The following is a 25,840-nucleotide window of genomic DNA, read 5'->3' as shown; positions in this document are numbered from 1 at the left end:
CCGAGCCTTTTGGCACAACGACATCGCGGGCGACAGCGAGACGACTTGGAACCCACAGTCGCGAAATGGGCGCGGAATTTGTCAGACTCTCCGAATGCGTCGTTCCCTCGCAGGGCTGCTCCTGCTTATCTCATGCGTGCTGTTCGCCGTCTCAATCAGCACGTGGTGGATGCAGCAGGTCGCCTTTTCGCCATCGACGGACGCCGGAGCCACGTACGCGATTTTGGGCGACGCCGACATCCGTGGCGAGGCTGCGACGTTGATTGCATCAGCCGACGCCGGCCTCATCGGCACATCGACCGCACAACTCCGCGAGTTCGTCGAACAGATCTCACGACTCAACGATGGCGCTGCACTGATGGGCGGTTTTGTCGGAGATGCCCACGCCCGACTGATCGGCGACAGCAACGATCCCGTCATCATCAGCGCCGCCGAGCAATACACGATCGTGCGCGACGAGCGGGCCGCGCTGGCCCCCGACCTCACGCTGCCTGTTCCCCAAGTCGGCGGCGTGTCAACCGTCAACACCATCAGTTGGTGGCTGATGGTGTTGAGTGCCGCAGGTGGACTCCTCCTCCTGATCGCCGGCCTCGTGACCAGGCCCGAGCGTGGCGAATTCACGTTCGCAATCGCCGTGGGGTTGGGCGTGCTGTCCGTACTGCTCGTGGTGTTCGGCTATCTCATCCCGCTCGGGCCACTCACGTCTTTCTCAGACAACACCTGGATGGGCATTTTCCCTCGGCTCGCGAACCGGTCGCGAAACACCACGCTGCTCCTCGCCGTGATATCGGCCGCAATTGCAGGCGCCGTCCTCCTGGGCACTTCGGGGCTCCGCCAGCGCCGCCAGCGCTCCACCCCCCTGAGCGTGGGGCGTTACCGCGAACAACATTCCTGGTCCCGCTGACCGGCACACTCGACAGATCGCCGGACAGGCGCAGAACCGTCAATCCTGAGAGTCCTCAGCCAGGATCACAATTCCCGGCAGGCCAGGCGCGTGGCACCGACGGTGACGTGCGTCAACGACGGCGCTCACGCAACGCAGCAAGCCGGAAAGCCGGACTCGGTGAGTGCTTCCCCTGGGATTCGAACCCAGAACCAATTGATTAAGAGTCAACTGCTCTGCCATTGAGCTAGAGAAGCAAGCGGCCTGAGAGGGTACCAAGCGAAAGTTCGCCCGACACCCGCTCAGCGCCAGCGTTTGGGGTGGCCAAGGGGACTTGAACCCCCAACCGCCAGGATCACAACCTGGTGCTCTACCTATTGAGCTATGACCACCATGTAAGTCGCACAGTGTGCCACGCGCGACGCCGATCGACACCCTTGAATTGCACCGAAGTTCGCAGCCACAGACGCAACGGGCGTACCGGTCACTGGCGGCAGATCGCACACGGCGCATTGGCGCCAGATCTGGTTGGCCTCAAGCGGTCACGACCCCATCCGTCTCGCCCAGTCCTCCGCAGTCATCCCAAGCTGCACCATTCGCTCCTGTGCGAAGACAGGAACCTCAAACGTACCCCCGGCCGCATATCGGGCAACCACGTCAGAATCTTCTGCCCACACGTGACAGGTATTGAGGTTCATCTTCCACATGTCGGAACGCTTCATCGGCACACGTTCCGCCGCTCCCTCTGAACGCTGCGCATCAGATGCGCGCATCGACCACATGCACTGGATCGCCACCGGAGCCATCGCCTGGAGCAACGCCGTGGTGTGCGTGCATGCACGAGGACCGCCAAACAGTTCACGGACTTGGTGCGTGAAGCCGCGAGCTATCGAAAGCCCCACCAACTTCTCGTAATGCGGTTCAATCCTCGTGCACTCGATGTTTGGGTGAACCTCCATGTGCACTCGCGCCGCCACGATCTCCATTGAGGGATACGCCACCTCGAGGTCGACCTGCATGTGGTGAATAGTCAACGGATCAGGATCAATGTCGAGGTACAAGCCAGGCGGCTTCTGGTCGCGCACACCGCCTCGGATCAGGACCCGATCGGCCGCCAGACGAAATGCTCGGACGCGATACTCCCGATCATGCAACACCTCGAGTGGCCGTCCTTGGGCGTCCACCGGGTCATCGTCCAGAATGTCGTCGTGGGCAAAAAGCTCAGTGCTGCTCATTCACTCCGACGGTAACCGTCGATCTCCGAAGCGGCCCGGTCGGGTGCTCCCAAGAGATCGCGTCGCCGCCGTGCCGACCACGTATCGTCAGGACGTGTCTTCTGACGCCACCACAATGACGCCAAGCGGCGACGCAACGCCTCGATCAACGCCTGACCTCCGGATCGTGGCTCTCGTTGGAATCGCCGCAGGCGCGCTGGGTGGTCTCTTCGGCGTCGGTGGCGGGCTCATCATCGTTCCTGGACTCGTGCTGGTCGTCAAGCTCGAACGTCGCCTTGCCAACGGCACCTCACTCGCTGCAACACTGCCCATCGCGCTCGCGAGCCTGAGTACCTATCTCTACAACGGCAACGTCGACTGGGCTGTAGCCGGGTTCCTGGCATGCGGCACGATCGTCGGCGCGATCATCGGCACCAAGCTGCTCACGATCCTTCCCAAGCGCACCATCACCATCGTCTTCATCGTCACCGTGCTCGCCACTGCGGCCCGATTGTTCACGACAGCCGACACCGCCGGCCGAGACAATGCCACCATCTACACAGGGCTCCTGCTTGTTGTCATCGGGCTCGCAACCGGCACGTTGTCCGGTCTGCTGGGCATCGGTGGTGGCGTCGTCATGGTCCCGGCGATGGTCGTCGGCCTCGACATGGTCCCAGTCATTGCGAAAGGCACCTCGGTTGCCGTGATCGTCCCCACCTCAATCATGGGCACCATTCGAAATCGCAAGACGGCCTACGTGGATCTGAAAGTCGCAACCGTCGCAGGGTTGAGCGGCGCCGTCACCGCCGTCATGGGCGGCATGATCGCCGACAGCATCAGCACGTCACTGTCGAACATCATGTTTGCCTTCCTTCTACTGTTCGTCGCCGGGACGCAGTTCGTCACGCTGCGGTCAGACCGACGTGCCGATCTGGCCGCTGCAGCAGTAGACGTCGACTGAAGGAGCGGACCCGCTCAGCCGCAATGAGCTGGCGTCACGCTGCTGGCTGCGGCAAGATGTCGCCGTGCTCGCCCTAGTCGTCGTTGCCCACCCGTGCGGCGACAGCCTGACTCACGCGCTGGCAGAACGGGCGGAGGCCGGCTTGCGAACCGCCGGCTACGCGGTCGCACTTCTCGACCTCTACGCGCTCGGCTTTCGTGCTGCGATGAGCGAGGCGGAACGGACGTCATACCATGAGGACCAGCCGATCCTCGACCCGATGGTCGCCGAGCACGCCAACCTGATCAAGCAGGCCACCGTTGTCGTGTTCGTGTACCCCACCTGGTGGAGCGGACTCCCAGCGATTCTGAAGGGCTGGCTCGAACGGGTCATCGTGCCGGGGGTGGGGTTTCACTTCGATGAGCGGACCGGCAAGGTCAAGCCCGGCCTTGGCCACGTTCGCCGCCTCGTCGGGATCTCAACCTATGGATCACCACGCTCGGCCGTCCGCCTCATCAACGACAACGGCCGCCGCACGATTTCCCGCGCGTTGAGATTGAGCTGCGGCGTACGTACTCGAACCCAGTGGCTCGGGCTCTACTCAGTCGACAACTCGACCAAATCAGAACGCCAGGACTTCGCGGCGTCGGTCGAACGAACGATGGCGTCACTCTGATGGCGATCCGTGTGCTGCCAAGACGTCGATCCCACCGACCGACACGAGCCCTCGTCGTGTATTGCCATCCGTCGCCGACCTCCTACGTTGCAGCCCTACGCGACCGTGTACTGGTCGGGCTCGACGATGCGGGTGCCGAAACTCGACTGATCGACCTGTACGCCGATGGCTTCACTCCGGAGTTCAGTGCGTCCGAACGGGCCGCGCATCTCGATGATGGCACTGACCCCGCAATCAGTCAGCACGCTGAATCTCTGCAGTGGTGCAACACGTTGATTCTCGTCTACCCCACGTGGTGGGCGGGCCAACCAGCGATGCTCAAGGGCTGGTTCGACCGAGTCTTCGTGAGCGGCGTCGCGTGGGAACTCCCTGCTGGCGCCAACCGCCTGCGGCCCCATCTCGACAACCTCCGGCGCATCGTCGCTGTCACGACCCACGGGTCCCCGAAATACATCAACGCGCTCGAAGGCGAGGGAGGCAAGCGCACGCTCACCCGCGCGCTCCGCCCGATGGGTCACCGCTTCTGCCGAACGTCGTGGCTGGCGATCTACAACATCGACCGGAGCACCGACGACGCTCGCGTGCGTTTCCTCGATCGCACTGAAAAGGCGATCACCGCGCTCACGCGCTAACCGGTGATTCAGCTCCGAGCGATCGCCACGGCGACTTCGGCGGCGACGACGGCATTGTTCTCCGCGAGCGAAAGATTCGCTGGCACGCTGCGGCCCTCTGTCGCTGCACCGATTCGACCGAGTACGTACGGCGTGACCGCTGCCCCCGTGATGCCTGATGCATCGCATTCAGCGAGCGCTGCCTCCAGCACGCCATCGAGCTCCGCAGCGTCAAGTTCGTCGGCCTCCGGTATCGGCACGGTCAGTAGCAGGCCAGAATCCACCCGTGTGAGCGACTTTGAAACGCGAGCGACTTCTTCGGCTGTCTCGACCCGATGTGGGACCGGAAGGCCAGAGGATCGCGTGTAGAACGCAGGGAACCAGTCGTGCTGCCACCCCAGGACCGGAACGCCTGCCGTCTCGAGGTACTCGAGTGTGCGCGGGAGATCGAGAAACGCTTTCGCTCCGGCCGACACTGCAACGATGCTGTGTCGAGCCAACGAATCAAGGTCGGCGGACACATCGCCGGTCAACTCCGCGCCGCGGTGCACGCCGCCGAGCCCTCCGGTGGCAAAGACCCGCACCCCGCCAGCGGCGGCAATCGCGACCGACGCCGACACCGTCGTCGCGCCGAATTCCCAGGCTTGTGCGACCGCAACTGGAACATCGCGCTCGGCTGCTTTGCGCGCCGAGCCGAGAATCCGATCGTGTTCATCAGCCTCCAGGCCGAGCCGCACTTCGCCATCGAGCACCGCTGTCACGGCGGGAACCGCTCCCCCACGCCGGATCGCGTCGAGACAGCGATCGAGCGCCTCAGAGTTCGCCGGCGACGGCAGGCCCAGGTTCGAGAAGATCGTCGATTCAAGCGCAACAACCGCATCGCCGCTGGCGAGTGCTGCAGCGACTTCGTGGGACAATTTCGGTGTAATCACATCGGCAGGCTACGCGGCCTGCGCGCTCATCAACCGATGGTTCCGACGTAGATGCCCTCTGGGTTGCCATCCGAGATGACGCCCGGCGCGTCCTCGATCGTGATCGCCAGCGCAACGACGGGTGTCTCGGTCGTGAACGTTTCAAGTTCGGGGTTTGGTCCGAAGATGCCCAGCGAGATCACGTCGGGCTCATCGGCCCCAGTATCGACGACGCCCCACAGTTGATATGTCTGGTCCGCTCCGAGTGCGGGCAACTCGCCTGCCCGGACGTAGCCGTGGCCGTCCTGGTCGATCACCGCAACAGCTTCGAACGACGAACCCTCGGCCACGAGGGTGGCCTTGGCAGAGTCACGATCTGCGTCGGCTGCTTCATACGCCGCAACCAGCGGATCGGTCGGAGCGGTTGCTCGATCGGCTATCCCGATCGCAACCACGGCAACAATTGCAGCCGCTGCCGCTGACGCAATCCAAGGAGCGACCGTGGCAAAGCGACGTCGGCTCGGCGCATTCTCGATTGACATCACTCTGGCGAGTTCGGGCCCTGGCGCTGGTGCCGGGGCATCAAGCTCTTGCTCAATGCGGCTCCACAATCCTTCGGGCGCATCCATCCCAGTGAATGCGAGCATCGTGGCGACCTCGCGATGTTCTCTGACCTCGGCGGCGGCCCTCGGGTTGATGGCGAGGTAGTCCTCGACGCGGTCCGCTTCCTCGGGCGAGACCGCATCGAGCGCATACGCACCCAGCAGCTCATCAAGGTCGTGGCTATCGGGCAGATCACTCATATTTGTACCCATCGTCATTCCGATCCAACCGTGACGCCGGCTTGCACCAGTTCGGCTCGGAGTCGCTTCAGTCCAACTCGAATTCGGCTCTTGACCGTGCCTTCTGCCTCGCCCAGTTCGTCGGCGGCCTCTTTGTACGTTCGCCCACCGAAGTAGGCGAGCTCGATCGCGTCTCTTTCGCCTTCGGTGAGCACGTCCATCGCTTCGCGGACATGACCGGCGAGTGCCATGTCCCACACTTCCCGTCCAATGTCGTACCCGCCCTCAGCCTGCTCGCGCGACTCGCGTTCCTCGCGCTTGCGGCGGGCGACATCGGAGCGGATGATGTCAACCGCTCGGCCGTGCGTCTGCGCCAAGAGGTAGCTGCGCAGCGTGCCGCGCTCGGCATCGAAACGATCCGGCGTGTTCCACAATCGCAGGAACACCTCCTGCACAACCTCTTCGGCGCGAGCGTGATCGCTCAGCAGTCGTTTCGCCAACCCGTAGACCGCGCCGGCATTGCGGCGGTATGCCTCGGCCAGTGCGGCTTGCTGGTATCGGCCGATGGACACAACAAGCGCTGCGTCTGAAGCCTCGGTGTATTCCGAATTCACAACGGGTCTACGGAGCCCGGACGAATCCGGATGACCAGTATTCGAAAAATCTTCCGGCGGGGGCACGGGTGGCGTGGTCACAAGTGCGTGAACCTTGTGACCGTCTCGACATGATGGGTCTGCGGGAACAGGTCGAGGACTTCGACGCGCTCGGGCTGGTAGCCCGCTGCAGCGAGCAGGGTCGTGTCCCGAGCCAACGACACAGGGTCACAGCTGACGAGGATGATCGGTGCGGGCGATGCAGTGACGAGCGCGTTCACTCCAGGCTTGCCGAGCCCTGGCCGCGCAGGGTCCGCAACGATGAGGTCGATCTTGGCGCCCTCGGGTGCAACCCAGTTTCCGACCTCGCCTCGCACCACGTTGACGTCGCGGCCGGCGAGATTGTGCTCGGCGTCGAAACAGGACGACTTGGACGACTCGATCAAGGTCACTTTGGCCACGTCGGCCATCGCCGTTGCGGCGAACAATCCCACGCCGCCGTACGCGTCGACGGCGTGGCTTGCGGTTGCGAGTTCCGGCGCAGCCCGACGAACGGCGTCGATCAGCAGTTCGGCGGCCTCGACGCCTGACTGGAAAAAGGAACCCGCCGAGACGCGCAACTCGCGGCCGTCGACATCCTCGGTGAGAAATGCACGGTCACCGATGTGGACCTCTTCAGGGATACCGCTGACCAATCCCGTTCCCGACTTCCCCTTCGGCTTGGTCCACCGCGCGGTGACGACACCGGTCGAAATCGACGTTCTGAGCGTCACTTCGACCCCGGGCGCAATGGTCAGCTGAGGTAGCAGATCCGAAAGCACCAGGTCCGCGACATCGCAGCTGTTGACGGGCAGAACCGTGTTGGTGCCCTCCTCGCGGAACCCGAGGCCGCCGTCGGGTCCACCGACGACTCGAATCGTCGTGCGGTACCGGAACGGGTGCACTGCGTCACCCATGTCGACGAGACCATCCACGAGTTCCGGGTCGAGACGGCCGATGCGACGGAGGGATTCGCGGACGATCTCGGTCTTCGCTTCGAGTTGAGCGAGGGGGTCGACGTGCATCCAGCCACATCCTCCGCACCCGGCTCGGCGGTGGTAGCACTGCGGTTCGATGCGGTCAGGAGACGCTTCAAGTACTTCACCGACGACACCGCGGGCGAAGTCTTTCTTCTCCGACTCAATCTCGACCTGAACCTCTTCGCCGGGGAGGGCACCGCGCACAAACACGACGCGCCCATCGACGTCACGCGCCATGGCGTCACCGCCTGCGACGAGGCGATCTGGACGAACGGTCAATGTCATGAGTTCAGCGTAGGACGATGTCCCTCGGAACCAGACCATGAAAGAATGTCGTGATGGCAGCATCGCGGAACGATCGCGTCGTTGAAACCAACGACACCGACTGGTATTGGGACCTCGACAAACAGATTGCCGTACGCGCCGACAATCGCGGTCCGGCTGACCACACGCTCGGGCCGTACCCCAGCAAGGCGGAAGCGGAGAGCTGGAAGACCAAGGTCGACCGACGCAACGATGTCTGGGATTCCGACGACGAAGAGTGGAACGACGTCAACTCCAACTACGACTGACCAGTCGGTTTGTCTCCGGCATTACCCGGAGACACACCAAGGTTGACGGCTGGGATTCCGGGCGACGGCTGAAGCCCCGCTAGTTTCGGCGCCGTGGCCCGCCCGATTCAAATCGTCCCATCTGTCCTGCCCGCCGACTTCTCCAAGCTCGGCGAAGAAGTTGCTGCACTTGAGGCAGCCGGCGTCGACCTCATCCAGTGGGACGTTATGGACGGCCAGTTCGTCCCGAACCTCACCTTTGGTCCCGACGTCATCAAGTCAGCCCGCCAGCACTGCACCGTGCCGTTTGAGGCGCACATGATGGTGTACACACCCGATGTCATGGCCAAGGACTACATCGACGCTGGCTGCTCACGGCTGATCGTCCACGCTGAAGCCTGCACGCACCTGCATCGCACCCTCGGCAACATCAACGAGCTCGGTGGAAACGCAGCGGTGGCGCTGAACCCCGCCACGCCGGCATCGGCCATCGAGCATGTGCTCGATCTCGTCGACCTCGTCCTCGTCATGACCGTCAACCCAGGATTCGGTGGCCAGGCGTACATCTCGACGATGGAGCCAAAGATCGCCGAGGTCCGCAAGATGCTCGATGAATCTGGGCGCGGCGACGAAATCGAGCTCGAAGTCGATGGCGGCATCGGCCCCAACACCATTGCCGGAGCGGCTGCTGCAGGGGCCAACGTCCTCATCGCCGGCAGTGCGCTCTACCGCGATCCTGAGGGTCTCGAACACGCCGTGAGCGACCTCCGCGCCCGCGCCCACGCCGCCATCGCCTGACCATCGACAACGACAACCGCCACACCCACCTTCCGAAAAATGTTTGCTGACAAGCGCTGAGCGACGCTTTTCCTGCACATTTCGGTTGTCGCGCCCGACTCTGTCGAAGTATGTGGGATCAGCGTCGCAGGGCGCGCATGAGCCGACATTCTTCGGGAAGATGAGACCGGGTCAGGGCTCTCGGGTGAGGCGGAACATGCCCCACATGTGGGGGCCGACCTCTCCCAGCGTGGCGTCGGGATCAACGTCCCACTCGCTGCGCACCTCAAATCCGTGGTGACGGTAGTACGCAACGAGCTCCGGCCGCTCGGTCTCGAGATAGCACGGGATGCCCTCGGAATCGGCCCGCTCGAACACGACTTCCATCAGGTGTGCACCCAGCCCCTGTCGCTGCCAGTCCGGATGCGTGGCGAGCAGCTGGAGATACCAGTGCGGTTCGACGGGCTTGTGCGCCGCCATCGCAGGACCAATCAACTCAAAGCGGGCGAGCATCTCGGGCGTCGGTGGTGGTCCGACGTTGATCTGTTCCGGCGCAGGCGCGCCCAGTTCGACGGGCGGGAACCAGATCGCGAGCGCTGCAGCGTCGTCGGTGCACCACGGTTGCTGGTGTGCAAGCCAGTTCGTCATGGCTCCCGTGAAGACGGCTCCCTTCGGCTGGAAGTACACCTCATCGTCCGGGTAGAGCCACCGCATCACCGGATCGTCGTGAAAGGCCCGCATCGCGGTGGTGCACAGATTGACAAAGTCGGCATCAGTCGCCCGTCGGATGTTCATGTCGTCAACGTAGAGGACGTGCTACAACCGACACGTGGATCACGCGGGCGATGACACACCGATCGTCGAGCAGGTCCAGGCCCGCGCTGCGCTCGCTGGCAACCCGTCCGATGGATACGCCGGCGCGGTCTTCGCAATGCCCGTGGATGCGTACGGCGCGACCGTGACGCTGCGCAGAGCAGCGCAGTTCTCGATCAGCGACGACCTCTCGGGCAATCAGACATTCGCACGCCTCGATGGGTTTCGTGCAGCAGGATTACGTCTGCACGCCGACGATCCACATGCCCTCATTCTTGCCACGGTCGCCCACTTCCTCCAGACGACGAACGCCAAACTCCAACCGTGCGCGATTGAAGTTTCCTCAAGCATTCCCGTGTCAGTCGGCTTGGCCGGATCGAGCGCGATCGTGATCGGAGTCTTACGCGCGCTGCACACATCGACCAACCACCCGTTGCCCGATTCCCTTGCGCTCGCATCGATGGCGCTGGACGTCGAAACGCAGTGGTTGGGGATCACTGCGGGCATGCAGGATCGTCTGGTTCAAGTGCACGGACAACCGGTCTTGATGCGCTTCGATGGTCCCCGCGATGCGGGTAGCGAGTCGGCCCCCGGCGAGGACCGCGGCAGCGCAGCAGGGCTTGCGCCCGGCGCCGACTTTCGTTTCCTCGTCGCTCATCGTCACGAATGGTCCGAGCCGAGCCAGGTGGTGCACGGCAACCTTCGGCGACGTTTCGACGCCGGCGATCAGATCGTGCGCGCCGCGATGAGGCAACTGCTCACACATGCGATCTCGGCTGGGAATGCGTTCGCTGCAGGTGACGCCGAGTTGCTCGGCCAGTCGATGGATGCGACACACGACCTTCGGGCGAGCATGATCGACCTCGTCCCCGACCACCTGGAGATGGTCGAGGCCGCGCGATCTGCTGGAGCGTCCGCCAACTACACCGGCTCAGGCGGAGCGATCGTTGTGCTCAGCTCAAGCGACAAGATCGAGTCGGCCGCGCGTCAATCATTGAAGAGGCTGGGCTGCGAGGTCGTGTCGGTCGGCGTTGACCCAAACCCAGGACTGTCCACCTGGTCGCCACCAGCCCCTTCGTCGGACTGAGCAGGGCCGCCGGCCGTGAGGCCCACAGCCAGTGCGTCGCGCACGCGCTGCTTCGCTGCGGTCAAGTCGACGACCGACCGCTCGATCGCACCGTGCGCCTTACAGAACACGAAGCGACATTCGACCACGTCCATGCCCGTGCTTTCTTCAAGCGCCACGGCGTAGGTCGCTCCCTGGAGTTCGTAGGCAGCGAGCTTGGCGTCGATCTCCTTTGGTGACGATGCGCTATCGGTCTTCCAATCGATGATGACGAGGCCGTCGGGGGTCTGCACCAGCAAGTCGATATACCCCTCGATCATCACGTCCCCGAGTGGGGCTGCCACGTAGAGCTCGCGGAACGATTCATGTCGCCGGGCCAGATCAAATGCTGCTGAATCCAGGGCTGAGCGGACGAGTGCGGTCACGGCGTCGGTGGCGTCAGGAATGGCGTGAAGTTCGCACTGCCGGGCAATCAGCGGATCAAGGTCCGCTGGATTGTCGAAGTCGATGTACTCAAGCGTGGCGTGGACCGCGCTGCCGATTGCTGAGCCGGCTCGACCCTTCTTCCGGACAATGGTCGGGCTGGAGTCAGACTCGGCGGGCAATTGATCAGTGTCTGTGTCGGTCACCGAGCTATCGACTGCCCGGGCGATCGCTGTGGCGGAGTATGCAGCCGGCGTGTCGTGCGGTGCGAGCAGTGCCCGCCGCTCGGCGATCCAGTTCTCGCGCTCGGCCATCGCTCCATCGACCGGTCTGATCAACGGTTGCACTGCATGCGACTGCGACTGCACGACGGCACGCAGAGGTTCGTTGTGCGTCAACTCTTCGTCGGCGACGTCGTCGGCAGGATCGAATCGGCGGCTCAAGTCCGGATGCTCGGTGGCAAACATCGCCAGGCGGCCCGCATAGGTCTCGTCCGGCTGCTTCGAGACTTTGTGATGCCCGGACACGATGAGATGGTCGCGAGCGCGCGTTGCTGCGACGTAGAGCAGTCGAAGCTTTTCGTGAGTGTCCATCTCTTCTTCGATATCGGCCCGTGCAGTGTGTTCGGATGTGGCGACGCCAGCGCGGAGCTTGACCTCAGGCTGACCGGTCTCGCTCCACAGCACGCTGACACCGTTTGGCTTACCGCGCGCCTTGGTGGTCATCCCAGACAGGATCGTGATGGGAAATTCCAGACCCTTTGAGCCGTGAACGGTGAGGATTTGGAGTGCATCGTCGTCCGTCTCCGGCAACATCGGCTCGTGGACCCTCGACCCTTCAGCGCTCTGCAGTTCAGCCCAGTCGAGGAACGAACGCAGCCCACCGCCGTTTGACTCTTCGAAGGCCCGTGCCTGGTCGATGATGAACCGCAGCCGTCGCCACACCTCGGTCGGTCGTTGAGTGCCGTAACCCAACAGGAAGCCGCGGCGCTCTCGGACGACTCGCTCGAGCAGCGTCGCCGGACTGAGCCACCAACGCTGCTCCCAGAGCGAGCGCATGTGGGCCAGGGCCGCAACGACGGGGTGGTCATCGCTGAGGCCGTCGGGTGTCATGCTGCGGAGACTCCACCGCTTGTTTGCCTGGTGATACACAAACAGGTCGACATCGGAGCAGCCGTACAGCGGCGAACGGAGCGCTGCGACAAGACTCAACGTGTCACCGGGGTCATCGACTGCACGCATCACTGCCAAGAGGTCGCGAACTTCCTGCGTGTCGTACACCAGCGTGCCGGTCGCAAGCCGATAAGGGATTTCATGTTCGACGAGCGCGTCGCGCAGGAACGGCAGCGACGTCCGGGTGGGAATCAAGATGGTGATGTCGCTGAGTCGGGCCGGCCTCCACTGCTTGGTCCGTTCGTCTTCGACCGGCCACCGTTCGGGCCCGGCGACGATCTCGTTGATGATGGCTGCCACGTCAGCAGCTTCGGCGATGCGCAACGGGCCGGCCTTGACGTCAGGATCGGGATGTTCGCCACCGAGCACCAGTGGTCGATGATCGGCGCCCGATGTCAATTCGCGACCGGCGTGCAGAGGTTCATAGCGAGGTTGGGCTGCGGCGACTTCTTCGGGCATCGCTGCGCTGAACAGACCATTGACCCAGGCGATAATCGGCGGCACCGTCCGAAAGTTGGTATCCAGTCGCACCGCGCCAGCGTCGGTGGCGCTGAAGGTGTCACGCGCTTCGAGGAACAGCTTGATGTCGGCACGACGGAACCGATAGATCGACTGCTTCGGGTCACCGACAAAGAAGAGCCGTCCGCCTTCGACGACATGATCTTGCCAACGGGCGGGCGGCTCGGCAGTCGGAGTTGCGGCGATGAGCGAAGCCAGCTCAACCTGGATCGGGTCGGTGTCTTGAAATTCGTCCAGGAGGACGTGCCGGTAGCGGTCGTGGAGCGCCTGTCTCACTTCGGACTTGTCGCGCAACACCTGCCGCGCGAGCACGAGTAAGTCATGGAACTCGAGCCCACCGTTCTGCTTTCGTTCCGACGCCGCATTGACCACCTCGGTTGCAGTGAGCCGCATCAGTTGATCGAGAACCCCCGTGCTCACTGCATCGAGCACCGCGCTCACAGCGTCGCTGACGTCGTCGATCCGATCCTTGACGTCACTGGGGTCGACAGACCATTTTCCTTTTGCGCCCCCAGCGCTCCGGCCCCACACAATGCGCCGACTCTTCTGCTTCGGATCAGTTCGTCCCGCCCGATGGAGCACCTGAAAACGGCGAACCTTGCGGTGCGGGTCGGTGATGGCGCCAGCCTTGCGCATCTCGGGAATGATCCGCTGCAGGTACCCGTACAGCTTGTCGCTCGGGTCGATGCAGGAGTCGGCCGCGGCGGAAAGAGCGCCGACCGCCCGATCGAACGAGCTGAAGTCAATCGGCGGCAGCTCACCGGTTGCGGCCGTATCGACGAGATCAGCAAGGCGATCCCAGTTCTGTGCAAAGTGGCCGGCAACGTCCTTGAATGATGCCTGTCCGCGATACCGGGGCGTGAGCGGCACCTCGATGATCGCCGCTCGGTACATCAGTTCATCGAATTGAGGTTCGGTGTTCAGGATGTCGACGAAGTGATCCCACCGCCGTTCGTGCTCAAGCTGCGAGGCCACTTCGTCGAGCACGCTGACTCGAGGCGGGAGGCCTGCGAGTACGGAGAACTCCGTAAGAATGCGGCTGGCGAAGCCATGCACTGTGGAAATTGCGGCGAGGTCTGCGTCGCTGATCGCCTGCTCGGATCGCTGGCGATGTGTGGGGTCGTCAGTGAGCGTTTGCTTTTCGAACTCGACGCGGATGCGGGACTGCAATTCACTTGCGGCCGCCTCGGTGAAGGTGATCGCTGCGATTGCGGACAGTGGAACATCACGGTGAAGAACGGTATTAACGATGCGGGTGACCAACTGCGTGGTCTTGCCGGTTCCCGCCCCGGCCTCAACGAAGAGTGTCTGCTCGAGCCCGTCCCGGCTGACGAGGTCGCGGGCGTTCTGGTCACTCAGCACCCCCACCATCAGCACTCACCGACTTGCTCAACCGGCTCAACCGCGGGCGGACTCAGCGCCACGCGCACCGCGAGTTCGGGGGCATCGGCCTTGGCGATTTCGTGGTCACCGCGGTCACGCACGCACACGCTGTCGAAGTCGCAGTAGCCGCAGTTGTCGTTGGTCTGACGCCACGTGTCCCACTCCCCCGGTTGCGCAGCGAACACGCCGGCCCCAATGCCACTCGTGATGGCCGTGAGGACGTCGTGGAAGCGTGCCCGTAGTTCGGGAGTCCAGGTGTAACCGACGCGCTGATCGTCACCCGCCCGCTCGACGCGCCAATAGTGGGCCGCAGCGTCGGGTCGTCCTGTCTCTTGGATTGCGCCCTCGGCGTACATCCCGAGTTGGAGTGTGGTGCCCGCCATGAACGGGTCATCTTTCAGCTGCTTGTACTTGTCAGCGTTACCCGACTTGTAGTCGCTGACGAGCACACGCCCATCCGCGGTGAGATCAACCCGGTCGACCATGCCCCGAAGGGTGATCGAGTCACCGTTCGGCAACGTGACGGGAACGACGTGGCCCGACTTCACCCCGAGGTCGAGTTCGACACGGTGCGGCGTGGCAAGGTGGGTCCGCCGGAACTCGTTGTCGGCAGCCAGGAAGGCATCGAGCAGATCGTGCAGATCGTCTTGCTGCACGCGCCAGTTGACACGTCGGCCGGTGCGCCCGGCTTGCTCGTATTTGCCACACTCGTCGTCAGCGATCTTGTGGAGGCGGGCGCGAGCCGCCTCGGACCACTGCTCATCGGGACCGGGCGGATTGTCGAGTTCCCCACGGACGAATTCTTCGAGCGTGACATGGATCAGCGAGCCTCGGTCGAGCGCGGAGAGCTCGTCGGTGCGCTCGGGGTCATCGCGGTCCGCAATCTCGAGGACATAACTGAGGAAATACTTAAACCCGCAGGTCGCCCAGGACTCAAGCCGCGAGGCCGACAACGCGCGATCGCCAACTCCCGGCAGCGGGAACACCTCCGCATCGACCCGTGCTCCGAGGTTGCCGTCGTACTCGGTGAAGTCGCTGCTCGCCCGTGCCAGCTGAACGCGCAAACCATTGCCCACAAGCGCAGCCAACTCATGCTCGGCGGCCTGCCGAGCGTGGTCGACCGCATTGCCAAGCGCGGCGAGGTCACGGACCTCGATGCTCGCAGCCGGCCCCGCCGCGCGAATACCGGACGCGAACGAGCCAACGTGCGTGACCACCTCAGCGCCAAGTTCGTCGAAATCGGTGGCATGCACCTTCGTCCCAGCGAGCTGCGATGCGGTGTCGAGCAGCCACCGGGACGGCAGCGTGTGCCGGCTCGATCGCAGGTCGCCGCGAGGAAACGTGATGGTCCGCCGCCCAGCCGGCGCAGATGCCAGCACAGCAAGAAAGGCCCGGTGCTGATGGTGGATCCGCGCGACCTTCATCTCCAGCTGATTGAGCGACGCTTGCCGCACGGCCTCGGGAAGAATTGCGTCGTCTCGACGAGGTACTGGCAGCAACCCTTCGGACGCACCCAGCACGAAGACTGCGTCGAGGTCGTGGCCAACTGCTGTGCCGATGGGGCCATACACCACACCGTGGCCGAATCGGCCGTGTCGCCCGCGCGCCACGTCGAGTTCGGTTCGGAGCGCACGTTGGAAGACAGCATGTGTGGGCGATGGCTCGATGCTGTCGAGTGCGGCCAGTCGCGTGAGCGACTCCTCGACGCGGCCGAATGCCTCCTGGTCGTGTTCGGGCCAGCTGGAGTGCGTTCCCTCGGTGCCGAGCAGTGAATGCAAGAGCTGGGTCGCTGCCGCGCACTTCTGCGGCCACGTCTTGGCCTTTTCAACAACCAGCACCTGTCGGTGCAGGTCCTCGACGAAGGCGATCAGCTTCTGGCCATCGGTGATTTCGCCGCGAAGCTTGCGCAATTGGTACGCAACCGAGTCGCTGGGGTCACTTGTCTCCAGCAGTTCGATGCGCGTGGTGACCCCTTGCGCGGCGTACTCGATCTTGCGGCGCCAGTCAGCGAGATCGATCACGACACCAGCCTTCCGCGACAACTCATCCCAGTCAGCTGGGCGGACCTGATCGCCGCCGAACCGCAGCGGCCCCCCGCTGACCACAGCCATGACCCGATCGCGCCGCCATCGAGCGTCCGGAAGCGCGAGCGCGCTGAGCAGCGTCCGCCCGGCGACCGAATCGGCGAGACGGCGAGGATCGGGCCCGTTGACCGGGATCTCGGCGGCAGCAAACTGCTGCTCGATGATCCGCACATACGGATCCGGGGTCGGAAAAAAGACCCCGATTCGGTCGAGCCGAACCCCAGCCGCAACGAGACCAACGATGCGCTGGCAGACTTCCCGGACCTCCTCAGGTGCGTCGGTGACCGACACGATCTCGTCGCCAGTCGGTGGAACGCTGGCCACTGGCCCCACGACGTCAACGCCAGCATCGCCCATTGACGCCAGCACCGGTTTGTCGGCGATGTCGTGGCCCGTGAGTCCGACGATGACCGACGACGACGCGGCCCCCCGCAGCACCTCACCGACACACCGACCGATTGCCGACGTCACCGGTGCTGGCAGGTACCAGATGACATGCCCGAATGGCCGCAGCCGCTCACCCAGGTCGGCACGATCGGCAGCCGCCGTGGCCAGATCGTGTTCAGTGTGGAAGCCGCCGAGCTTGGCAGCAATCCGTCGGTAAAACTTCACGGAGAGCACTGCCGCGGTGGAGCCCTCATCCTCAATTGACTCGAGCCCAGCCTCGTCAACGTTCGACAGCTCGGCAAACAAGCTGGCCAATGCCGCCTCGGTGGCTTGGTGATCGGCGACAGGTCGGTAAATGTCAGGGTCGTCGGCGAGTACCTGACGCACTGCTGCACCCAACACAGGATTGGTGATGGGTGCGGTGTCGAGCAGCAGATCGGCTGCCACGAGTTCGGCCAGCCGAAACGGTGTGACGAACGAGACGTTGGCAATGCCGGACTTCGAACCAACGTCCAGCACTCCGGACCCCAGCAGTCGACGAGCCGACAGCCCCACGAAATTGCTCGGCACGATCACTGTGACCGGTGCAAGCGGACCCAGATCCTTTGCCCGGGCGACCGCCGCGGCCAACGCCTCAGATGCGGCCCGTCCGTAGGCCGTGGTCTCCACCGATTCGATCACAGGTTCGAACGTACACACCCGCGCTCACAGAGTTCGTCTGCGCCCGCCAAAGTCAAGTCAACGTCAAAGTCAAGTCAACGTCAACGTCACACAACAGATCAGATCGCAACCCGGTCCGCCGTCACGAGGCAGCTTCACCATCGCGGTGCTCGCGCACGCGAATCGACGCGTGGTCTGGCGCTGGAGTCACTGCGGCGCGGCCGAGTTCGAAGACGCCCTTCAGGAAATAGCGCCAAGCTTGACGGAGTAACACCAACCCGATCAACACAGCAAATGCGATGGCCGTTGGCACGCCGAGCGTGGCGAACAGCGTCCGTTTGTTGCCGAGGAGCGGGCTGAGGACACCCGAATCGACACTGGTGCCGTCAGGGTGCACCGTGCGCACAGGGTCGTCGATAACCGGACATTCGACATCGGTATCTTCCAAGCCGATCACGTCGTTGCCGCCAAAGAGGGGCTCGTCCGGCCGGATCGTCGAGAAGAGCGCGCCGAAGTCGGGATCGAAACGTGCACCGACGAGGTAGTTCTCGTCGAGATCGACGAACTTGGCATCGTCGAGGTACAGCACATCGACGAGCCCATCGATCGAATACCCGCTGATCGAACCCGCACGAAGCTGCACGATCTCGTAGCGCACCTTCTCAAAGTCTTTCGCAACGGCCGTACCAATGAACGCCACATCAGCAGGGTCAGGCACGGCGCACCCCACCGGCACATCGAGCAGCCCAGGTTGGGCGGTCACCCTGTCACTCGACGGCTCGGGGACCGGCGCGGCGCCGACCGAAGGAGCCAGCGCGAACAGCCCAACTCCGGCAGCAGCCAGACAACACCGCACGAGCCGCTCGATCACGATGCCCACCCTACGAACTCGAAGTGCCAGCACCGAGTCACCAAGAGAAGTTGGCCCGCACTCGAAGTTGGCCCGCACTGAGAGAGGAGTGCGCCCGAGACAAGGCTCGGGCGATGCGGCCGCGACCGCTCAGTGGTCGTTGGAGACGAGGGTCGAGGTGCGCTCGTGGAGATCGGCGGCGTGGCGGTTCATGCCAATCAGATGCGCGTCGATGCCGCGCTCAGCAAATTTTGCCACCACCGCATTGAGCGCAACGACGGCTGAGGTGTCCCAAATACGGGCCTCACTGCAATCGATCTCAACTCGATTCACCTTGACGGCGTCGTAGTCGAAGGAGTGCACGAGGTCGTTGGTCGACGCGAAGAACAGCTGTCCGCTCACCGCATAGAGCCGCTCGTGGTTGTCGGGGTCGAGGACGCTCGTGACCGACACGACGTGGCTCACCTTGCGGACGAAGAAGATTGCCGACAGAAGCACACCGACCGCAACGCCGTAGGCGAGGTTGTGCGTGACGACGACAACAATCACGGTGCCCGCCATCACAGCGGTCTCACTCTTCGGCATCGACTGCGTGGTCTTCGGCATGATGCTTTTCCAGTTGAAGGTGCTGATCGCGACCATGATCATGACTGCCACGAGCGCAGCCATCGGGATCTGGGCCACAAGGTCGCCAAGCGCCATGATGAGGACAAGCAGGAAGACACCCGACGCAAGCGTCGACAATCGGCTCCGGCCTCCCGAACGGTGGTTGATCATCGACTGGCCAATCATGGCGCATCCGGCCATGCCGCCGAAGAAGCCGGTGAAGACGTTGGCGATGCCCTGACCGCGTGACTCCTGGTTCTTGTCGGAGTTGGTGTCGGTCATGTCGTCGAGCAGCTGCGCCGTGAGCAGTGACTCGAGAAGGCCGACGAACGTCAACGTGAGCGAGAACGGGAAGATAATGCTCAGCGTCTCCCACGTGTACGGGATATCGGGCAGCGCGAACCCGGGCAGAGCGTTGGGCAGTTCGCCCATGTCACCGACGGTTGGGAGCGACCAGTCGAAGTAGATCGCACCAGCGGCAAGCACGCTGATTGCAACGAGCGGAGACGGCACCATCTTGGTCAGACGCGGCAGGCCATAGATGATCGCAAGACCGGCAGCGATGAACGCAAGGTTCAGCGGCAGTTCGTCTTTGTCGCCGTCTTCGAGAATGATGTGCGGGATCTGGGCCAGGAAGATCAGGATCGCCAGCGCGTTGACGAAGCCGAGCATCACCGTACGCGGGATGAACCGCATCAGGTTGCCGACTCGGAGGTAGCCGAACAGCACCTGAAGTGCGCCGGCCAGCACCGTCGCTGCGAAGAGATACTCGACGCCGTAGTCCTCGACCAGCGGCACGATTACCAGCGCCATCGCACCGGTCGCCGCAGAGATCATTCCCGCTCGTCCGCCGACCATCGAGATGATGATGGCGATCGAGAACGATGCGTACAGGCCGACCTTGGGGTCCACGCCGGCGATGATCGAGAACGAGATTGCCTCGGGAATGAGTGCAAGGGCCACGACCAGACCCGACAGCAGATCAGCTTTCGGGTTGGACAGCCACGCTTCTTGGAAGCGGGCCCGCAGCGCAGGGCGCGCAGGCAAATCGAGAGTTTCAGTCGTCAAGGGGGGGCTCCTGGAGATTCGGGGGATTGCTTGCCCGCTTGTCTCCTCGGGCCACGAAGTATCGAAGGATACGGAATCATCGGTTGTGAATCTGTGATCGCCATTGATGTATTGGTCACACCCAGGGAATTTCTGACCCGACCTCCGAGCGAAGGCATACTGGCCACCGTGGGATTCGACCCGAACCGCAAGTACAACGCCAAGCCATTCGACTACGCCCTCGTGGGGATCTGCCTGGTGATCGCCGCAGCGCTGGTCGTCTGGGCGTTCGTCGGCTGACGACGGAGGTCCATCAGGTCGGAGTCATCGATGCCGCTCATTCGAGTCCGGCGATCGACACATCACTCCGTCGACAAACCTGATCCCGTCGCCCATCAGAAAGCGTCCGGCAGGTGGTCGAGGTTGTTGCCGGTGATCGCGATCACGTCGAACCGCACTCTCACGTGGCCCAGGCCGTGTGCTCGCAGCCACTCGACGCCGAGTTGGCGGATTCGCCGCTGCTTCTCGATGCCGACTGCAGCTGCAGCAGGACCATAAAGATCCGTGCGCCGAGCTTTCACCTCGCTGAACACGTAGGTGTCGCCATCACGCACCACCAAGTCGAGTTCGCCGGTCGCTGATCGCCAATTGCGGTCGATAATTCGACAGCCGTGGCGCTCGTAGTATGCAGCGGCGAGGTTCTCACCCCATTGGCCACGTAACCGATTTCGTTGGTCGGTGGGTGGTTTCGAAGTGCCCATGGGTGTGATCCTCCAGCAGTGTGGTGTGTGCTGGGGCACTGAGCCCGAGGGGACCACCACCTCGACGGCGGTGCATCCGATTGGTAGCCAGCGTCAAGCTGGCCAGCGCATCAGAAGGTGCGCTTCTCGCGAATCTTGGCAGCCTTGCCCTTGCGGTCCCGGAGGTAGTACAGCTTGGCGCGGCGCACGTCGCCGCGCTTGACGACTTCGACCTTCTGCACAGTCGGGGCGTGCATGGGGAAGGTGCGCTCGACTCCGACGCCGTAGCTGAGCTTGCGGACCGTGTAGGTCTCCTGCAGTCCACCGCCCTGGATGCCGATGACATCGCCCTGGAACACCTGGATGCGCTCTTTGCCGCCCTCGACGACGCGCACGTGCACCTTCAGTTCATCGCCCGCTTGAAACTCGGGGATGTCCGTACGGAGCGAATCGTTGTCGATGAGGTCGGTGGCTTTCATGGCGATACCTGCGTGGTCGAGAAGTTGGTATCGGCGCGGACTCGCGCCGATGAGGCTTGACAATGATACGGGGCGAATCAGGAATATGGGACAGGTGGAAACTCTTCGAGGAGCTTCTGGTCCGCAACGTCGAGTTCGGCGGGCACGAGGTCGGGCCGTTCGCGCAGCGTCCGGTGCAGCCGCTGCGCCCTTCGCCAACGCTCAACCCGGCCATGATCGCCGCTTCGGAGCACATCGGGAACCGCCCAGCCACGGAACTCGGCGGGTCGTGTGAACTGTGGTTCCTCAAGCAGGCCGGACTCGCCAAAACTCTCCGTGACAGTGCTGGCTGCATTGCCCATCGCCCCATCAAGAAGTCGGGCGACCGCCTCAATAATCAGGCACGCGCCAACCTCTCCCCCACTCAACACCACGTCGCCGATACTGACCTCACCGTCGCACAGATGCTGACGCACACGATGGTCGACACCCTCGTACCGTCCGCACAGCAGACTGAAACCGCCCGATGTCTCCGCTGTGGACGCAAGCTCATGGGCCATGGCCTGATCGAATCGCCGCCCACCAGGGCTGAGGAGCAAGAGCGGGCGCGGCGGGGCAGCGGCTTCGACGGCATCGAAGATCGGCTCGGCTTTCATCACCATGCCCGCACCGCCACCGAACGGGCTGTCGTCGACCGTGCCATGGACGTCTGATGTTTGTTCCCGAATGTCGTGGGCCCGTAGGTCAAGCAGTCCGCGCTGTTGCGCTTTGCCGAGCAGACTCTCCGCACAGAAGTTCTCGACGAGCTGGGGGAACAGCGAGAAGACATCGATCCGCAAACTCATCACGTCCACCCCGTCATCTTCGTTTGCGCACCCAGCGCATGTCGCCGGCGACATCTGCTGGGTGCGCAAACGTGGAGCATGTTCAGTCGTCCAGCAGCTCGAAGAGGCCGTCGGGGACCTCGACGGTCACCACGCCATCAACCTGCGCGACGACAAATGTGGTCGGCACGAGGTGGCCGGTGTCGAGTTCGAGAATGTCAGCCGCCGGGTTGGTCAGCACCTTCGTGCATGTCCCTCGCTCGGTGCCGTCAGCTTCGACGACCTTGGAGCCAATCAACTCGTGGAACCACAGCGCGTCGATGTCGTCGATCGGCGCGGCATGCAGCGCAACGTTGGTCCACGCCTCGGCAGCCGTGCGATCTGCGATCTGATCGAACTTGACGACCCAACGACCGTTCGGCAACAGCTTGCTTGACTCGACCGTGACCTCACCCTGTGCCGAACTCAGGGCCGAGCCGACAGCAAGACGCTCAGTACGATCCGTGACGAGTTGCACGAACACGTCGCCACGCAGACCGTGGGCGCGCCGAATATGACCGACTTCGAGGAAGCCTTCAGGGATGGGAGTGGAACGGGCCATGGTGGCCTCCGGCCTGCTCAGTCGAGGAATTCGATGTCGATTTCGACATCGTCTTTGCTGGCAGCAGCACGCGTGACGGTGCGAATGCTGGCAGCGGTGCGGCCACGGCGGCCGATGACGCGACCAAGATCGCCGTCGCCGACACGCACGTTGAGTGCGGGGCGGTTACCTGACTCGTCGACCTCAACGGTGACGGCGTCGGGATCGTCAACGATCGAGCGGACGATGTGTTCGAGAACTGCGACGGCCGTGGGAGCGAGCTCGTCGCTCACTTGGCGGCCTTCTCAGCTTCGAACTGCTCGGTAGCGCCAGAGACCTTGAGGAGCTTGGCGACGCGCTCGGTCGGCTGTGCGCCTTCCTTCAGCCAGGCGACAGCCTTGTCGTTGTCGAGCGTGAGCCCAGACGGATCCTGCCGAGGGTCGTAATGACCCAGGATTTCAATGAACCGGCCGTCGCGGGGCGAACGGGAATCAGCCGCGACAATGCGGTACTGCGGTTGCTTCTTCTTGCCAATACGCGTAAGGCGCAGCTTGACTGCCATCGTTGATCGTCACTCCAGAGTTGCGTGTTCGAGAAATTGAGAACGTCGAAAGACTAACGGCAGGTCGCCGCTATCCCTCTCAATGAATTATCGGGGCAGGCCCGGCATACCGGGGGTGCCCGGAAGACCGGGGATCTCCATCCCGCCCTGCTCGATGTCAAAGCCGGCGGGCAGGCCCTTTGGCAACTTGGCTCCGCCTCTGCCCTTCTTGCCCTTCTTGCCAGGTTTCCCGGCCATGCCCATCTTCTTCATCATCTTCTGCATCTCACCGAACTGTTTCACCAGCCGATTGACGTCAGCGACTGTGGTGCCCGAGCCGGCAGCGATGCGAGCACGCCGCGTGCCTTGGATGATGTTGGGAAACGTGCGCTCCTCGGTGGTCATCGACGTAATGATCGCCTCGATGGGCTTCAGGTCGTCATCTTCGATCTTGGCATCCTTCAGCTCCTTGGGCATGCCCGGCATCATCCCCATGAGCCCGCCGAGTGGTCCCATCTTCTTCAATGCCTGCATCTGCTCAAGGAAGTCATCCAGCGTGAACTGGCCCTCCATCAGCTTCGTGGCTGCAGCCTCGGCTTGCTCCTCCGTGAAGGCCTTCTCGGCCTGCTCGATGAGGGTGAGCATGTCGCCCATGCCCAGGATCCGCGAGGCCATACGGTCAGGATGGAATTGCTCAAATTCCTCGAGCTTCTCGCCAGTGGAGGCGAAGGCAATTGGTCGCCCGATGACTTCCTTCACCGACAAAGCCGCACCGCCGCGGGCGTCACCGTCCATCTTCGACATGATCACGCCGTCGATCTGCAACGTGTTGTGGAATGCCTCGGCCGTTTGCACGGCATCCTGGCCCGTCATCGCGTCGACGACGAGGAAGGTGTAGTCCGGGTCGACGGCGCCCGAAATCAAGCGGACCTGCTCCATCATCTCGGCGTCGATCGACAGACGACCGGCGGTGTCGACGATGACGACGTCACGACCGAGGCGCTTTGCCTCTTCGAGACCAGCGGCGGCCGTGAGGATTGGATCCTCCGGATCGGAGAAGACCGGCACGTCGATCTGGCGCCCAAGCGTACGCAGCTGCTCGACAGCCGCTGGACGCTGCAGGTCGGCGCCGATCATCAGCGGGTTGCGGCCCTGCGCCTTGAACCACTTGCCGAGCTTGGCTGACGCCGTGGTCTTACCTGAGCCCTGCAGGCCAGCCATCAGCACGACCGTCGGCGGTTTCGCGGCATAGGTGATGGCAAGCGTTTCGCCGCCGAGGGCACGCGTCAACTCGTCGTTGACGGCCTTGACGACCTGCTGACCGGGGTCGAGTGCCTTCGACCGCGTGGCGCCGATCGCATGCTCGCGAATCCGGTTGCACACCGAACGCACAACGGCGACGTTGACATCTGCTTCAAGCAGTGCCGTGCGGATCTCTTTCATCATCTCGTCGACATCTGCCTCGGTGAGGCGACCCTTGCCGCGAACCTTGGTGATGATGCCTTCGAGACGGTTGGACAGATTGTCGAACATTGCCGTCAAGGTTACCGGGCTGATCCCACCTGGCCCGGGGCGACTCGAACTGTGCGCAGATCAGCGCTCGAGAAGCGCTGAGACGAATTCGTCGGGGTCGAAGTCGACGAGGTCGCCGATCGTTTCCCCGATACCGACCAACTTGACCGGAATACCGAGTTCGGTCTCGATGGCGAACACGATGCCACCCTTGGCGGACCCATCGAGCTTGGTCAGGACCACGCCGGTGACATCGGTGACCTCGCCGAATTCGCGGGCTTGCGTCAAGCCGTTCTGGCCGGTGGTCGCGTCGATCACCAAGAGCGTTTCGGTGACCTTGCCTGCGCCCTTCTCCGCAACACGACGCACCTTGGCGAGCTCGTCCATCAGGTTGCTCTTGGTGTGCAAACGACCAGCGGTGTCGGCCATCACGAGCTCGATATTCTTCGACGCTGCCTTTTCGACGCCGTCGAAGATGACCGAGCTCGGGTCTGCGCCGTCTGCACCACGCACGATCTCGACGTCGCTGCGCTCCGCCCAAGTGGTGAGCTGCTCGGCCGCTGCAGCGCGGAATGTGTCCCCGGCAGCGAGCAGCACCGTGCGACCGGCATCGACCTGCTGCTTGGCGAGCTTGCCAATCGTGGTCGTCTTGCCGACCCCGTTGACGCCAACGAACATCCACACGTTGGTGGCGCCCTCGTCAAGCGTCTCGAAATTCAACGACCGCTCCGACCCAGCGAGCCGTGACTTCATCTCGGCGTCGAGCGCGTCCAGCAGCGCCGCAGGTTCAGTGATTTCCTTGTCCTTGACGCGGGTGCGGAGCCCGCCGAGCAGTTCGTCCGCGATGTTGACGCCGATATCGGCACGCAGCAGCGCTTCTTCCAACTCGTCGAACGACTCATCGGTGATCGCCGACCGGCTGAGCACGCCGGAGATGGCGCCTGCGAAAGTCGAGCGCGCTTTGGCCAGCCGTTCGCGCAGCGTGCCTGCCGGCGGTTCCTCGGCGACGGCTGGTTCCTGGACGAGCGTGTCACCCGTCGACGGATCGTCGGCTGGCCGGGGCGGTGCAGCCGGTTGCCCAGCGGTGCGCTGCGACGGCGGTTGCACGCCCTCACGGCGCCGATTGAGGACGACGACCCCAACACCAAAGGCGATGACCAGCACCGCCAGGATCAGAAAGATGATCTCGATACCCATGCGGGGGTTGACGTTATCGGG

Annotated in this window: 25 protein-coding genes and 2 tRNA genes; 7 read left to right on the top strand and 20 right to left on the bottom strand. The window is 63.4% G+C overall.

Annotation, left to right across the window (positions count from 1 at the left end; genetic code table 11):
- Positions 1-94 precede the first annotated feature (94 nt).
- The gene (locus tag ACH2DW_RS01200) at positions 95-904 is read left to right on the top strand and encodes a hypothetical protein (RefSeq protein ID WP_394927882.1); all 810 of its coding nucleotides are present in this window, start codon (positions 95-97) and stop codon (positions 902-904) included.
- A 164-nt stretch (positions 905-1,068) separates the two neighbouring features.
- Here the strand turns inward: ACH2DW_RS01200 and ACH2DW_RS01195 are convergent.
- The 3 genes from ACH2DW_RS01195 to ACH2DW_RS01185 all read right to left on the bottom strand — a co-directional run bounded on the left by ACH2DW_RS01195 (position 1,069) and on the right by ACH2DW_RS01185 (position 2,118).
- Positions 1,069-1,140, bottom strand: a tRNA-Lys gene (locus ACH2DW_RS01195).
- A 59-nt stretch (positions 1,141-1,199) separates the two neighbouring features.
- Positions 1,200-1,275, bottom strand: a tRNA-His gene (locus ACH2DW_RS01190).
- A 150-nt stretch (positions 1,276-1,425) separates the two neighbouring features.
- Positions 1,426-2,118 carry a DUF2889 domain-containing protein gene (locus ACH2DW_RS01185; RefSeq protein WP_394927881.1) on the bottom strand — a complete coding sequence of 231 codons (693 nt, stop codon included), beginning with the start codon at positions 2,116-2,118 and terminating at the stop codon, positions 1,426-1,428.
- Positions 2,119-2,212: 94 nt separating this feature from the next.
- Between ACH2DW_RS01185 and ACH2DW_RS01180 the strand changes: the two genes are divergently transcribed.
- From ACH2DW_RS01180 to ACH2DW_RS01170, 3 genes are all read left to right on the top strand, one after another.
- Positions 2,213-3,058 (top strand): sulfite exporter TauE/SafE family protein, encoded by an 846-nt coding sequence (locus ACH2DW_RS01180; RefSeq protein WP_394927880.1) that lies wholly within the window; start codon positions 2,213-2,215, stop codon positions 3,056-3,058.
- A gap of 64 nt (positions 3,059-3,122) precedes the next feature.
- Positions 3,123-3,713 (top strand): NAD(P)H-dependent oxidoreductase, encoded by a 591-nt coding sequence (locus tag ACH2DW_RS01175; protein ID WP_394927879.1) that lies wholly within the window; start codon positions 3,123-3,125, stop codon positions 3,711-3,713.
- Positions 3,713-4,345: an NAD(P)H-dependent oxidoreductase gene (locus ACH2DW_RS01170; protein WP_394927878.1), complete on the top strand. Its 633-nt coding sequence runs from the start codon at positions 3,713-3,715 to the stop codon at positions 4,343-4,345. The genes ACH2DW_RS01175 and ACH2DW_RS01170 overlap by 1 nt, the downstream gene beginning before the upstream one ends.
- Positions 4,346-4,353: 8 nt before the next feature.
- Here ACH2DW_RS01170 and ACH2DW_RS01165 read toward each other — a convergent pair whose 3' ends face one another.
- The 4 genes from ACH2DW_RS01165 to ACH2DW_RS01150 all read right to left on the bottom strand — a co-directional run bounded on the left by ACH2DW_RS01165 (position 4,354) and on the right by ACH2DW_RS01150 (position 7,914).
- Positions 4,354-5,256 carry a pseudouridine-5'-phosphate glycosidase gene (locus tag ACH2DW_RS01165; protein ID WP_394927877.1) on the bottom strand — a complete coding sequence of 301 codons (903 nt, stop codon included), beginning with the start codon at positions 5,254-5,256 and terminating at the stop codon, positions 4,354-4,356.
- Positions 5,257-5,285: 29 nt separating this feature from the next.
- On the bottom strand, positions 5,286-6,038 hold the full coding sequence (locus tag ACH2DW_RS01160; RefSeq protein ID WP_394927876.1) for an anti-sigma factor domain-containing protein: 753 nt from the start codon (positions 6,036-6,038) through the stop codon (positions 5,286-5,288).
- A 14-nt stretch (positions 6,039-6,052) separates the two neighbouring features.
- Complete coding sequence (locus ACH2DW_RS01155) at positions 6,053-6,589, bottom strand: sigma-70 family RNA polymerase sigma factor (RefSeq protein WP_394927875.1); 537 nt, start codon at positions 6,587-6,589, stop codon at positions 6,053-6,055.
- Between the two features lie 119 nt (positions 6,590-6,708).
- Positions 6,709-7,914 carry a class I SAM-dependent RNA methyltransferase gene (locus ACH2DW_RS01150; RefSeq protein ID WP_394927874.1) on the bottom strand — a complete coding sequence of 402 codons (1,206 nt, stop codon included), beginning with the start codon at positions 7,912-7,914 and terminating at the stop codon, positions 6,709-6,711.
- Between the two features lie 53 nt (positions 7,915-7,967).
- On the opposite strand from ACH2DW_RS01150, the gene ACH2DW_RS01145 reads away from it, so the two are divergent.
- Both ACH2DW_RS01145 and rpe read left to right on the top strand, forming a co-directional pair.
- On the top strand, positions 7,968-8,201 hold the full coding sequence (locus ACH2DW_RS01145) for a hypothetical protein (protein WP_394927873.1): 234 nt from the start codon (positions 7,968-7,970) through the stop codon (positions 8,199-8,201).
- 93 nt (positions 8,202-8,294) lie between these two features.
- Positions 8,295-8,978 (top strand): ribulose-phosphate 3-epimerase, encoded by a 684-nt coding sequence (gene rpe, locus ACH2DW_RS01140; RefSeq protein ID WP_394927872.1) that lies wholly within the window; start codon positions 8,295-8,297, stop codon positions 8,976-8,978.
- A 171-nt stretch (positions 8,979-9,149) separates the two neighbouring features.
- Here rpe and ACH2DW_RS01135 read toward each other — a convergent pair whose 3' ends face one another.
- The gene (locus tag ACH2DW_RS01135; RefSeq protein WP_394927871.1) at positions 9,150-9,752 is read right to left on the bottom strand and encodes a GNAT family N-acetyltransferase; all 603 of its coding nucleotides are present in this window, start codon (positions 9,750-9,752) and stop codon (positions 9,150-9,152) included.
- Between the two features lie 34 nt (positions 9,753-9,786).
- On the opposite strand from ACH2DW_RS01135, the gene ACH2DW_RS01130 reads away from it, so the two are divergent.
- Positions 9,787-10,857, top strand: a complete 1,071-nt coding sequence (locus tag ACH2DW_RS01130) for a mevalonate kinase (RefSeq protein WP_394927870.1) — start codon at positions 9,787-9,789, stop codon at positions 10,855-10,857.
- Here the strand turns inward: ACH2DW_RS01130 and ACH2DW_RS01125 are convergent.
- The 12 genes from ACH2DW_RS01125 to ftsY form a co-directional block, all read right to left on the bottom strand.
- On the bottom strand, positions 10,758-14,321 hold the full coding sequence (locus ACH2DW_RS01125; protein WP_394927869.1) for a UvrD-helicase domain-containing protein: 3,564 nt from the start codon (positions 14,319-14,321) through the stop codon (positions 10,758-10,760). The genes ACH2DW_RS01130 and ACH2DW_RS01125 overlap by 100 nt on opposite strands.
- Entirely contained in the window at positions 14,321-17,485 is a 3,165-nt protein-coding gene (locus tag ACH2DW_RS01120) for a PD-(D/E)XK nuclease family protein (protein WP_394927868.1), read from the bottom strand. Before ACH2DW_RS01120 ends, ACH2DW_RS01125 begins: the two co-directional genes overlap by 1 nt.
- Positions 17,486-17,606: 121 nt before the next feature.
- A complete protein-coding gene (locus ACH2DW_RS01115) occupies positions 17,607-18,335 on the bottom strand; it encodes a hypothetical protein (protein ID WP_394927867.1) in 729 nt (242 codons plus the stop codon).
- A gap of 129 nt (positions 18,336-18,464) precedes the next feature.
- Positions 18,465-19,988 carry a SulP family inorganic anion transporter gene (locus tag ACH2DW_RS01110; protein WP_394927866.1) on the bottom strand — a complete coding sequence of 508 codons (1,524 nt, stop codon included), beginning with the start codon at positions 19,986-19,988 and terminating at the stop codon, positions 18,465-18,467.
- A gap of 374 nt (positions 19,989-20,362) precedes the next feature.
- Entirely contained in the window at positions 20,363-20,728 is a 366-nt protein-coding gene (locus tag ACH2DW_RS01105) for a YraN family protein (RefSeq protein ID WP_394927865.1), read from the bottom strand.
- Positions 20,729-20,838: 110 nt separating this feature from the next.
- Entirely contained in the window at positions 20,839-21,186 is a 348-nt protein-coding gene (rplS, locus tag ACH2DW_RS01100) for a 50S ribosomal protein L19 (protein WP_394927864.1), read from the bottom strand.
- 77 nt (positions 21,187-21,263) lie between these two features.
- On the bottom strand, positions 21,264-22,010 hold the full coding sequence (gene trmD, locus ACH2DW_RS01095; RefSeq protein WP_394927863.1) for a tRNA (guanosine(37)-N1)-methyltransferase TrmD: 747 nt from the start codon (positions 22,008-22,010) through the stop codon (positions 21,264-21,266).
- 82 nt (positions 22,011-22,092) lie between these two features.
- Positions 22,093-22,590, bottom strand: coding sequence for a ribosome maturation factor RimM (locus ACH2DW_RS01090; protein WP_394927862.1), 498 nt, complete (start codon positions 22,588-22,590; stop codon positions 22,093-22,095).
- Positions 22,591-22,607: 17 nt separating this feature from the next.
- On the bottom strand, positions 22,608-22,862 hold the full coding sequence (locus tag ACH2DW_RS01085; protein ID WP_394927861.1) for a KH domain-containing protein: 255 nt from the start codon (positions 22,860-22,862) through the stop codon (positions 22,608-22,610).
- Entirely contained in the window at positions 22,859-23,131 is a 273-nt protein-coding gene (rpsP, locus tag ACH2DW_RS01080; protein ID WP_394927860.1) for a 30S ribosomal protein S16, read from the bottom strand. Before rpsP ends, ACH2DW_RS01085 begins: the two co-directional genes overlap by 4 nt.
- An 87-nt stretch (positions 23,132-23,218) precedes the next feature.
- Positions 23,219-24,643: a signal recognition particle protein gene (ffh, locus tag ACH2DW_RS01075; RefSeq protein WP_394927859.1), complete on the bottom strand. Its 1,425-nt coding sequence runs from the start codon at positions 24,641-24,643 to the stop codon at positions 23,219-23,221.
- Positions 24,644-24,703: 60 nt separating this feature from the next.
- Positions 24,704-25,819: a signal recognition particle-docking protein FtsY gene (gene ftsY, locus ACH2DW_RS01070; protein WP_394927858.1), complete on the bottom strand. Its 1,116-nt coding sequence runs from the start codon at positions 25,817-25,819 to the stop codon at positions 24,704-24,706.
- Positions 25,820-25,840: the final 21 nt, after the last annotated feature.

Origin of the sequence: uncultured Ilumatobacter sp., from assembly GCF_963980585.1 — a bacterium.
In the GTDB taxonomy this organism is placed as follows: domain Bacteria; phylum Actinomycetota; class Acidimicrobiia; order Acidimicrobiales; family Ilumatobacteraceae; genus Ilumatobacter_A.
This window is presented reverse-complemented; position numbering and strand designations above follow the sequence as displayed.

Excerpts from the sequence above, each read along its gene's own strand:
- ACH2DW_RS01185 (WP_394927881.1), bottom strand. The coding sequence starts at position 2,118 with ATGAGCAGCACTGAGCTTTTTGCCCACGACGACATTCTGGACGATGAC.
- ACH2DW_RS01170 (WP_394927878.1), top strand. The coding sequence starts at position 3,713 with ATGGCGATCCGTGTGCTGCCAAGACGTCGATCCCACCGACCGACACGA.
- ACH2DW_RS01150 (WP_394927874.1), bottom strand. The coding sequence starts at position 7,914 with ATGACATTGACCGTTCGTCCAGATCGCCTCGTCGCAGGCGGTGACGCC.
- ACH2DW_RS01160 (WP_394927876.1), bottom strand. The coding sequence starts at position 6,038 with ATGAGTGATCTGCCCGATAGCCACGACCTTGATGAGCTGCTGGGTGCG.
- ACH2DW_RS01105 (WP_394927865.1), bottom strand. The coding sequence starts at position 20,728 with ATGGGCACTTCGAAACCACCCACCGACCAACGAAATCGGTTACGTGGC.
- ACH2DW_RS01090 (WP_394927862.1), bottom strand. The coding sequence starts at position 22,590 with ATGGCCCGTTCCACTCCCATCCCTGAAGGCTTCCTCGAAGTCGGTCAT.
- ffh (WP_394927859.1), bottom strand. The coding sequence starts at position 24,643 with ATGTTCGACAATCTGTCCAACCGTCTCGAAGGCATCATCACCAAGGTT.
- ACH2DW_RS01135 (WP_394927871.1), bottom strand. The coding sequence starts at position 9,752 with ATGAACATCCGACGGGCGACTGATGCCGACTTTGTCAATCTGTGCACC.
- ACH2DW_RS01125 (WP_394927869.1), bottom strand. The coding sequence starts at position 14,321 with ATGGTGGGGGTGCTGAGTGACCAGAACGCCCGCGACCTCGTCAGCCGG.
- rplS (WP_394927864.1), bottom strand. The coding sequence starts at position 21,186 with ATGAAAGCCACCGACCTCATCGACAACGATTCGCTCCGTACGGACATC.
- ACH2DW_RS01200 (WP_394927882.1), top strand. The coding sequence starts at position 95 with ATGCGTCGTTCCCTCGCAGGGCTGCTCCTGCTTATCTCATGCGTGCTG.
- ACH2DW_RS01145 (WP_394927873.1), top strand. The coding sequence starts at position 7,968 with ATGGCAGCATCGCGGAACGATCGCGTCGTTGAAACCAACGACACCGAC.
- ftsY (WP_394927858.1), bottom strand. The coding sequence starts at position 25,819 with ATGGGTATCGAGATCATCTTTCTGATCCTGGCGGTGCTGGTCATCGCC.
- trmD (WP_394927863.1), bottom strand. The coding sequence starts at position 22,010 with ATGAGTTTGCGGATCGATGTCTTCTCGCTGTTCCCCCAGCTCGTCGAG.
- rpsP (WP_394927860.1), bottom strand. The coding sequence starts at position 23,131 with ATGGCAGTCAAGCTGCGCCTTACGCGTATTGGCAAGAAGAAGCAACCG.